This window comes from Streptomyces sp. NPDC041068, assembly GCF_040647455.1.
Taxonomy (GTDB): domain Bacteria; phylum Actinomycetota; class Actinomycetes; order Streptomycetales; family Streptomycetaceae; genus Streptomyces.
Genome location: NZ_JBEZCG010000025.1, coordinates 106,819 through 116,343 on the forward strand (window position 1 = coordinate 106,819; position 9,525 = coordinate 116,343).

11 protein-coding genes and 1 pseudogene are annotated in these 9,525 nt (G+C 66.9%); 4 read left to right on the plus strand and 8 right to left on the minus strand.

Going from position 1 to position 9,525, the window contains the following annotated elements; genetic code table 11:
- Positions 1-9: 9 nt before the first annotated feature.
- From AB0B50_RS40235 to AB0B50_RS40270, 8 genes are all read right to left on the minus strand, one after another.
- A complete protein-coding gene (locus tag AB0B50_RS40235; RefSeq protein WP_362341549.1) occupies positions 10-1,155 on the minus strand; it encodes a hypothetical protein in 1,146 nt (381 codons plus the stop codon).
- A 97-nt stretch (positions 1,156-1,252) separates the two neighbouring features.
- Entirely contained in the window at positions 1,253-2,353 is a 1,101-nt protein-coding gene (locus tag AB0B50_RS40240; RefSeq protein WP_362341552.1) for an AAA family ATPase, read from the minus strand.
- Between the two features lie 37 nt (positions 2,354-2,390).
- Positions 2,391-2,732: a hypothetical protein gene (locus AB0B50_RS40245; protein WP_362341555.1), complete on the minus strand. Its 342-nt coding sequence runs from the start codon at positions 2,730-2,732 to the stop codon at positions 2,391-2,393.
- Between the two features lie 275 nt (positions 2,733-3,007).
- The gene (locus AB0B50_RS40250) at positions 3,008-4,057 is read right to left on the minus strand and encodes a hypothetical protein (RefSeq protein WP_362341558.1); all 1,050 of its coding nucleotides are present in this window, start codon (positions 4,055-4,057) and stop codon (positions 3,008-3,010) included.
- Positions 4,058-4,411: 354 nt separating this feature from the next.
- Positions 4,412-4,981 (minus strand): hypothetical protein, encoded by a 570-nt coding sequence (locus tag AB0B50_RS40255; RefSeq protein WP_362341560.1) that lies wholly within the window; start codon positions 4,979-4,981, stop codon positions 4,412-4,414.
- Positions 4,982-5,133: 152 nt separating this feature from the next.
- Positions 5,134-5,337, minus strand: a complete 204-nt coding sequence (locus AB0B50_RS40260) for a hypothetical protein (RefSeq protein ID WP_362341562.1) — start codon at positions 5,335-5,337, stop codon at positions 5,134-5,136.
- Between the two features lie 16 nt (positions 5,338-5,353).
- On the minus strand, positions 5,354-6,409 hold the full coding sequence (locus tag AB0B50_RS40265; protein ID WP_362341565.1) for an N-acetylmuramoyl-L-alanine amidase: 1,056 nt from the start codon (positions 6,407-6,409) through the stop codon (positions 5,354-5,356).
- 64 nt (positions 6,410-6,473) lie between these two features.
- On the minus strand, positions 6,474-6,833 hold the full coding sequence (locus tag AB0B50_RS40270; protein WP_362341568.1) for a hypothetical protein: 360 nt from the start codon (positions 6,831-6,833) through the stop codon (positions 6,474-6,476).
- A 175-nt stretch (positions 6,834-7,008) separates the two neighbouring features.
- On the opposite strand from AB0B50_RS40270, the gene AB0B50_RS40275 reads away from it, so the two are divergent.
- The 4 genes and pseudogenes from AB0B50_RS40275 to AB0B50_RS40290 all read left to right on the plus strand — a co-directional run.
- The gene (locus tag AB0B50_RS40275) at positions 7,009-7,800 is read left to right on the plus strand and encodes a hypothetical protein (RefSeq protein ID WP_362341570.1); all 792 of its coding nucleotides are present in this window, start codon (positions 7,009-7,011) and stop codon (positions 7,798-7,800) included.
- Positions 7,800-8,876 carry a hypothetical protein gene (locus AB0B50_RS40280; RefSeq protein WP_362341573.1) on the plus strand — a complete coding sequence of 359 codons (1,077 nt, stop codon included), beginning with the start codon at positions 7,800-7,802 and terminating at the stop codon, positions 8,874-8,876. The genes AB0B50_RS40275 and AB0B50_RS40280 overlap by 1 nt, the downstream gene beginning before the upstream one ends.
- A 79-nt stretch (positions 8,877-8,955) precedes the next feature.
- Positions 8,956-9,267: a hypothetical protein gene (locus AB0B50_RS40285; protein WP_362341575.1), complete on the plus strand. Its 312-nt coding sequence runs from the start codon at positions 8,956-8,958 to the stop codon at positions 9,265-9,267.
- A 7-nt stretch (positions 9,268-9,274) separates the two neighbouring features.
- Positions 9,275-9,525 (plus strand): annotated as a pseudogene (locus AB0B50_RS40290) (hypothetical protein); the annotation flags it as partial.

Genomic DNA, 9,525 nt, shown 5'->3' on the forward strand with positions numbered 1-9,525 from the left:
GGAGGGCTGTCACGGCCTTGATCGGGCGCGACTGACGTTGATGGTGCGCGCCGTCTTCTGCCCGGCTGCCTTGCGCCGGGGAACGACCATCCCCGCGCGCCGAAGGATCGCCACCATGGCCTGGGTATCCGGGATCATCGGCACGACCAGCTCAGCGTCCTCGAACTGCTCGACCATCGCGGCAACGTCGGTCTCCTTCTTGTCGTTGCCGCCGCTCCACCCGAGGTGGTTCTCGCCGTAGTCGCCTGCGGGGGAGTCGTCCAGCATCGCGCGCGCCAGCTCCTTGACCCGCTTGGCCTCCCGGTACCGCTCGTGCGCGCGCACGTAGTCGGCCAGGGCCTTGGCGCGGTCCGCGTCGTCGTGGACGAGGACCGTCTGTGCGGGCTGTCCCGGCGCCGCGCCTGCCCAGCATGCGTTCACGAACGGGCAGTTGTTGCAGATGGCCGACAGGCCGGGGCCGTCGTGATCGCGGCGCAGCTGCTCGGGTGTCTCGGCTTCCAGTACTCGGTCCACCCACCAGCGCGCCTCTGCGGCCAGCCACTCGTCGAACGCGAACTCCTGAATGTGCTCCTCGCCCGTGTCACGGCACACGAACCGGAACCGGATCCGCTGCACGTCGATGGGGCCCAGGCGGTGCAGGTACCGCTGGCCGGGCATGTCCGCGAAGCCGACCGTGCGCAACAGATCCGCGTACAGAAGGACTTGACGCATCTCCGCGGCCGTCGGCCCGTAGCGCACCACCCGGTCCCAGATGCGGGAGGACTTGGTCTTCACGTCCTCCACCGTGACCACCTCGGCTGGGTGCACGGGGCGGTGCCGTTTCGGCAGGCGCGCGGCTGTCGCAGCGTCGAGCTGGACGACGTCGACGTGCCCGCGCAGCGTCGCGTCCGCGACAGTGCGCTCCACCAGCCAGCCGTACTCACGGCGTGCGTCCTCGAGCAGCCCTTGGTGGATGTACGTTCCGAGGATCGCGGCCCTCTTGTCTCCGGCGTTCGTACGCTCCGCGCCGGCCAGGATGTATCCGGCCCTGCGTGAGCAGATGGTGTCCGACGCCCCGAGCTGGGTCTGTACCGAGCGGGGACGCCGGGAGTCAGCGGCATGAGCGGCGTCCCAGATCGACATGGTTGCGGGCGCGCTGGTCTTCGTGGCGGTCACAGCAAACTCCAAGAAGGGCACGCCGCCGGAGCCCGGCCCATCGCACGGTGGGCCCCGGCAGCGCAGAAAGAAGGAAGAGGAAAAAAGGGGGAGCGGGTCAGGCGGCGAACTCGCCGCCGGGCTGCTCAGCGAAGGCGCCCTCGGCGTCCTGGTCCTGCTGCTCGGCCGCAGCAGAGCGCAGGCGGGCCACGTCATCGCTGGTGGGATCGCTGAACTTCCGGGGGTTCTTCAACTCGGCCGCCACACGCTCGATCGCCGAGCGCACCACCAACACCTCGTCCCGGCTCAGGTCCTCATCCGCCTCGACGTCCCGCCACAGCTTCTTGAGGTCCTCCACGCCTTCCTCGGCGGCCTCTTGGACCTTCGGTATCCACGCCTGCGCCAGATCGCCCGTCAGCTCCGGAGTCGGCTTGGGCTGGTTGTGGATCGAGCAGCCCATCAGGCCGAACACGAGCTTCTCAAGGGAGAAGTCCGGCATCGGCTTGGGCTGCCCGCCGCGCGGCACCTGGAACTTCAGCGAGCGTGCACCGACGATCTGCGGCGGCTCCGCGCGGCGCATGCGCACCCACACCGTCGCATCGAACGCCAGCGACTTGTGCGCCTCCACCCGCCAGTCCTTCGTGCGCGGGATCGGGTCACCGTTGCCGTCGACGGCCGCGACCTCCTTGCCACGCGCCAGCAAGATCACGATGCCGGGCATCGTGCGCACCAGGTACATCACCCGCTGCCACCGCTCGGCCGCGTCGTTCCACAGGTTCATCGACGGCTTGACCTCGGCGTCTGGGTCCTGCCGCAGGGCCTTCTGCCCTGTCCTGGAGCGCCGTGCCCGCTCGTTGGTCCAGTTCACGAGCATCCGCCACAGCATCGAGCCCGAGTCGATGACCAGAACGACCGGCTTCTCCTTCGCCGCGGCCGCGCGCTTGGCCTCCGCGTGAACGGCCTCGACCTGGCCGAGGATGTCGCGGTAGGTGCCGTTGTGGTCGATTAGCAGGTAGTCGGCTCCGGGCACGTTCGCATACTCGTCGGCGGTGTCCTCGCCGAGCTCCAGCCAGTACGCCTGCCCGGTCAGCTCACAGCCGGTGAACGCCGCCGCTTCATGGCTCTTGCCGCTCTTCTCCTCGCCTTCGATCAGGATCGTCGGCCAGGGGATGACGCCGGTGGGCTTGCGGGTCCGCAGCTTGGGTGTCAGGTGGTTCACGCACTCCTCCAAAAGGTTGTTTAGATCGGGACCTATTTCAAGGTGTGCGGAGTTCCCTGGTCTCGAACAGGGCGGACCACTCGGGATGCCGGTCGAGCAGGAGGCGGACATAGCGGGAGCGGAAGTCGTTGTTCAGCTTGAACGGCTCGCCGCGCGTAGCCCGCCCGTACTGCCAGCGCAAGACCTCGAACAGCATCCCGATGCCGATGCGGCGAAGCCCGCGCTCCGCACAGTCGGCCGTCAGTGCCTCCAGCTGCTCCAGGATCCACGGGTTGAGCTGATGGAACATCTCGAAGCGGTCCTGGATGCTCACCCCTGTGCCGCCAGGGTCAGGATGCCGCAGCGGCGCGATCGGCAGCTCCATCTGAACCGGAATCATGCGACCCTCCATTACTCATCTATCGCAACCTATATTGAGGCATGCGTGAACGGCACTCGCGGGCGCCCCCCCCACACCTTGCAGTTAAATTCTACTCTCCATTGGTGAGGGTGCAACTGCCGGTCCGCATCACCGAGGGCGATTCAACGACGGCCGGAGTGTTCACGACCTGTGCTCATCCGCACGACCGCAGACGTGCGTGACGAGGCGACCCCGAGGGGCGCCCGGGGCTCCGGCGGTGCGGTCCGGAGCCCCGGAAATTGCGGACCTTGGATCTACTTCCTGATCCGCTCGCAGTTCTTGACCTGGTCCTTCTGCTCGCTCTTCGGCACGTAGCAGATGTTGTGGCCGTCGCCGCCGTCGACGATGCCCCTGTTGTCCTCTTCGGGACCACCGCGGGTCATGAGGATGTCGTCACCGGGGCCGCCCAGCATCTGCGAACGCAGGTCGTTGGCGGTGAACTTGTAGTTGCCGGTGACGGAGAGGCGGTCGTTGCCCTCTCCTCCCGCGAGTACGGAGTGCCATCCCGTGCCGCCGGACACGTGGATGACGTCGTCGCCGCCGTCGCCGAACACCTTGGTGCCCTGAAGAGCCGTACGGTTGGGGCTGGTGCTGCGGATCTCGATGCTGTCGGCACCGCGACCACCGTGGATCTGCGACCCGGAGACCGCCGTGGTCCTGCCGGCGCCCTTGATGAGGATCCTGTCGTCGCCCTCGCCGCCGCCGAGGAAGGCGTTGTCCCCGTGCAGGGCTGAGGCGTTCTCGGCGCTGCCGCCGTCCTTGTCGGCGCCGCCCAAGCCGCCGGTGACCGTGATCTCGTCCTCGCCCGCACCGCCCTGGATCCGGCCGTTGTTGCCCACGCCGCCCGGCGCGGCGGACGGGTCGTAGGGCACCTCCTTCTGGGTGCGGACATCGCCGCCACTGCCACCGGTGACCGTGATGGAGTCGCTGCCCGCACCACCCAGGATTTCACCGGAGTTGCCCACGCCTCCTTGCTGCGCGTGCGAGCCGCTGTGTCCCTGCGTCCCGGTGGCGATGATGGTGTCCGCACCGGCACCACCGTCGACCGTCACGCCCTGGGGCACGCCGTGGTCGCACACGATGATGTCGGCGCCGTCCGTGCCCGTGATGCGGGCGGAGGTGACGTTCTTACCGTTGACGGTGCAGGTGGTCTCGGCGGCGTACGCGGGGCCGGTGAACGCGGTGACCCCGCTGAGTGCAAGGAGAAGGGAACAGGCCGTCACCACCAAAGGCCGCGCGGCACGACGGGAACCCGCGCGGTGTCCGGGGACTACGAGGACGGAGACGGAAGCGGACACGGGCATGACCTACCTCTGAGTCATCAGGAATTCCGAGACGGTTGCCTCAAACACCCCATTTGACCAATGCCCATGGCCCGGCCGACGGACGCCAACCGCGGCTGCCACGACGCCCACCCGAATGCCGCGCCCCACCGCTGCCGCCTCGACGGCCCTGCCGACATCGCTCTCGCCCACGACGGGACCAACTGCGCGACTTGGTGCCAGTACGAGCCGACTGATCAGCTGCCTACCGCGAAGACATGGACGCCCTACCAGGCCGGCTCGCACAAGTACGTCCAGTACGAAGACAACGCTCCGCATGGTGGAGAACCAACGAGACGCCGTGGGCTGATCCACGAAGACCGTGGAGGCATCACCCTATGGCGTCGGCGGCTTCGCTTTGTTTCCCCGCTGTGAGAAGAAGGACCCCGGGCCGTCGTAACGGCCCTCCTGCAAGGCTTCGGCCACCTTGTCCCGCAGTACCCACAACTTCTTGCGCGACGTCTCCATGGTGGCCGGAGCGTGGTCGAGCACCGTGTCCAGCAGCCACACCTTCGAGCCGGACAGGGCGTAATCCGGCTCCGCGACCAGCCCGGAACCGGTCTTCGCGGCCTGGCCGACAGCGATCTGCGTCACCCCGAACAACTCGGCGTACTCCTGCGCGCCGACGAGCGCCGGCAGCTCCCCCTTCTTCCGCGGCCGCACCCTCGCTCCCTGCTCGGCCTCCAGCGCAGCCAAGGCCACCTCGTCGAGCTGCCGACCACGACTGCCCGGCGGCAGCGCCAGGGACTCCACGAACCCGCCCGGCCACACCGGCTTACCCGAAACGATCGCGGCGTCCTCGTAAGAGAGGACGCCGCGGTGGATCCATGTGTTGCTGACCACCGTGGGCTTGATGTTGTAGATGCGGCCGATCTCCATCCGCCCGCACAGCAGCGGCTTCGCCACCTCTGCCTCCTCTCTGCTCGATACGCCTAAGAGAGCAGAATAGTGGTAGCAGAGACGGAACCGAGCCCCGAGGGGCAGACGCCAAAGGTGGCTCCCCACGACCTACTCGTGGAGAGCCACCGCGAAGAACGAGCCCAGATGAGGCCCGACGCCTAGACCTCGGCGGCCGTGGGCGACTCCTGGTACAGCGCCTTCAGGGTCTTGCGGTCCTCCACCCGCTGGACTGCCTCACCGGCACCGAGGATCGCCGCCACCAGAGCAAGGATCAGCTCCGTGGGCAGGCCGTCGACGAAGTACGCGACGAGCGCGAGGGCCGCCGAAGCGATGGTGTACAAGCGGGTGCTGTGCGCGTGCATGAAACTGATCAAAGGTCTACTTCCCGTAGGCGAGTTGGTGAAGAAGCTTCCAGCCGCTACGGCCGATCGCGGGATCGTTGGGGCGGCCCGTGGTGAACAGGTTGTGCTTGCGGTTGAAGCCGGCCACGGCCCTCTGGGTCTGAGGCCCGTAGTTGTCGGAGAGCGGCACGGACCGGTCGAGCCAGCCGGTGTCCTTCAGCGCCTTCTGGAGGCCCTTCGCAGACGGTGACGAGCGGCCCGGAGCAAGACCGTCCGGAAACGGAGGCGGCGAATAGGAGCCCCCGCTCACCTTCCTCGGAACGGTGATCTTCTGGCCCGGCTTGATCACGAACGGCGCTTTGATCTTGTTCGCCTGCGCTAGCAGCTCCCAGCGAACGCCCAGCTTCTTACCGATGCTGGAGAGCGTGTCGCCACTACGCACCACATAGGTCGATGAACCACCGCCCGAACCGCCAGCGGAACCACCGCCACCAGAGGGCTTGGACTTCAGCCGGGCGGACACACGGTCGCGCAGCCAGCCCATCGTGAAGCCCTTGGGGTCGACCTTGCCGGGCTGCCACTCCTTATGGCCGATCACGCTCGCCGCACTCCAGCCGTGCGCACGGCACAGCGCCGTCGCTGCCCGCTCGATCGCATCCAACTGCGCCTTCGGCCATGGATCGGTGCCGTCGCCGCGGTTCTCGCACTCGAAGCCGTAAAAGTGCGTGTTGCCGTCGGTGTTGGCCTCGTTCGCCGGGGGCAGGGCCCGTTCAGCGATGACCGCACGCAGCACATCACCGTCACCACGACCGGCATGGTTGGTACGGCCGTGCCCGATCAGGTGCACGGTGCCGTCCTTGGCGATCATGCCGTGGCACAGCGGACCCGGCAGACCCGCATAGCCGCGCTCCACGATGCCCACCGTGTTGCTGGTGCCCGAAGTCACCGTGTGGTGGATCATCACCCCGTTCACCGGACCGAACGGCCCCTTGTGATTGCGGTTATGGGATCTCCACCCCGACCGCTCCACCACGCGCACGCCCTCGGCGCGCAACGCGGTAACGAGTCGATCGGCACTGATAGGTGTCGCCACGTTCGGCGCTCACTGTTCTCCCCGCGCCCGAACTGAACCCTCAACTGCCCCCAACACACCAGCTCTACGGGGACGCGCCACGCGACGCGAGCCATAGCTGCAGGGTCATCAATAGCACCGGAGACACGAACGAACTGAACACCAGCCTCCGTGTCGCCGTAGCCTGCGTCTGATCCTCGCGCCGCTGCTGCTCGGCACGGTCCGTCGCCTGGTCGTGCTCGCCGCGAAGCCCGGCCAGACCGGCCTCGATCTGGCTGATCCGCTGACCGACCGCCCGCTGGTCAGCCCGGTACACGTCCTCGGTGACCACCTGGTCCAAGCGGGCGGCGAGTTGAGCAAGATCCCCGCGAAGGTCTTCCCGCAGCTGCGAGACGGCACGGTGCAGCTCCCAGAGCGTCGGCTCAGCACTGGGCGGCATCGACACAGCTGACACTCCTCACGCGCAGCCCCGAGCCCTAACGTGATCGTACGAGAGCCAAGTGGAGCCGCACGCCGACGGATCTCGCCGTCCGGCTCGGCGCCCGCCGCCCAGCTGTTGAAGGGCCGCGGGGATGGCGTGGTGGACGCGGTCTGCGTTGGTAATGCCCACCAGGCGGGACATGCGCAAGATGCAGATCCTCGACACGTGCAATACCAGCCAACTCATTGCCCCACAGGCTGAGGCGGATCATTCGCATGAAAGCATTTGCACCTGGGGCTTCGTCAGTTGCCCCGAGATACTGTCGCCCCATTTGGAGTCAGAAGTGAACCGCCGTTTCCTGCCCGTTGCGGTAGCGATCACCGCAAGCGCCATGGTCTTGCTCACCGGATGTGGTTCGGGCAGCAGTGATGACGACTCGTCCGACAAGATCAAGGGTGCTGGGGGCGGAGACAAGGACACCTCGGCGTCCGCTGGCGCGTCGGAAAACCCTGACAGGGACAAGCGGCCCCGGATCACACTGCCCAAGTCGTTCCAGGTCACCTTCGACGGCTGGACGAACAGCGACCCGAAGCTGCAAGCCATCCTGGACGACGGGAAGCAGCAGCTCTTGGCCTCCTACGCGGCGATCACTGAGGGCGATCCTGGAGCAGCGCCGATGACGTTTTACAACACGGGCGAGGCTCTGGCCACGGGCAAGAAATGGATCAGCGGCTTCGCCGACAAGGACCTGACTCTCATCGGCAAGACACGGACATACAAGCCGCAGGCGCGGATCAGCCCGGACGGCTCGGGCACCTTGTTCTACTGCTCGGACGAGAGCAAGGCATCCACACAGCACCGTAAGACCAAGAAGGTCACCGGGACCCCGTCCGACAAGGCACAGGTGCTATACCGGACCAAGCTACGCAAGAGCAGCCAGGGCGTCTGGCAAACCACCTTCGTGTCGACGACTCAAGGTGGATGCCAGTAATGCCGCGGAGCAGTACCTGCGCGATCCTGAGCGCAACCGCCGCAGTGCTGGTGCTGTCCTTGGCGACTGCGCACCCGGCGGCTGCGATCGGAGGCGATGACGGCCGGAATCCCTCCAAGCCCGGTCACACCGGAGGGGGTGCTTCAGGGAAGGAGCTCTATTCGCAGGTCGGCCAGTCCAGCATCGTCATCAAGCAGTCCGGTGGCGGTACGGCAAAGCCCTCCACCGGCACGCTCGCCCCCGTGGACCCCAACTGGAAGCCCCCGGCGTGCTGGTACGAGCCGGTAGCGACGTCCGAACAGCTCAAGGCCGCAGTTGAGGCGATGAACGGCACGGACAAGTTGCTGCCCGTCAACTCCCAGCGCAACTGGTCCGAGGAGCTGCTCGCCGACACGTACGACAAGGGCGAGCAGACCTTCACCTCCGAGGCCACCAAGAACTACAACATCGGCAAGAAGGGGATGTTCTGGCGGGACGTGGTCCGCAAGGGACATGAGGTCGACATCGAGGCGATGGACTGCTCACGGACAATGTTCTGGCAGAAGGCCGGCACCGTCCCCGACGATCCGAACGCCCCCACGCCCGAGATTCTGGCCGCCTACGCCTACGACAAGATCCGTGTCCCGGACACCAAGGTCGAGTTGAAGCCGCAGGGCACGTCGACGGTGAACCTGCCCACCTGGATCTGGCTGGACAAGACCGTCTTCAAGGACGTCACGGTCCGCGCCGAACTCCCCAACACCCCGCTGTACGCGGTGACGACCGCGAAACCGGTGGCGCTGCACCTGGAGCCGGGCACCGAGGATGCCAAGACCTTCCCCGCTTCCGGCGACTGCCCGGTCAACGAGGACGGTTCCATCGGCATCCCGTACACCAAGGGCGCCTCTAAGGAGGACCCGCCGTGCGGCATCTCCTACCGCCGCGCCACGGGCGGCGAGCCGTACCAGCTGAAGGCCTCCGTCACGTGGGAGATCTCCTGGAAGGGCACCGGCGATGCCAAGGGCAGGCTGCCCAACGGCACGTTCGAGACCACCCAGGACATCGACGTCCAGGAGATCCAGTCCATCAACCGCTGATCGGGGGCTGTGGGCCGGTTCGGTCTGCACACGTCAGCGCGAAGCAGTAGAACCAGCTCAACCCACGGGGGTAGGCAGTATGTCGGACCTGAAGAAGGATGCGGACGCTCTGCACAAGGCGGCCTCCGCGCTGGCCAAGGTGGATGACCACACCCGCAAGCCACTGCACGACTTCAAGGCGGCCTCGCACGACCTGTCCGCGTTCGGGGTGCTGGGGTCGCTGATGAGCGCCAAGGACGACATCCAGGACGGCATGGACACCATCGCCGGGCTCACCAAGAGCCTGCACAAGGAGTGGGAGGCCGAGGCGAAGTTCCTGGGCGATGTCTCCGACGCCTTCGACGTGCTGGACATTCTGCTGAGCGCCGCGGCTCGCGCCAAGAAGGGCTGAGCCGTCCATGGGCTTCGACATCATCCCCGGCGACCTCGACGCTGGCGACCTCAACCCGCTGCACTGGATCAACAAGGCCAACCACGCCTTCGGCGACACCCTCGCCAGCGGCTTGGACTTCCTCGGCATCACCGATCCGCTCGTCGACCCGGACGGCATCCGTGAGATAGCCAAGCAGTGGCGGGCCCTGGCCAAGGGCCTCGACGCCGCAGCCCGCGACGCCGAGACCGCGCTCAAGGACCTGGAGTGGGAAGGCAA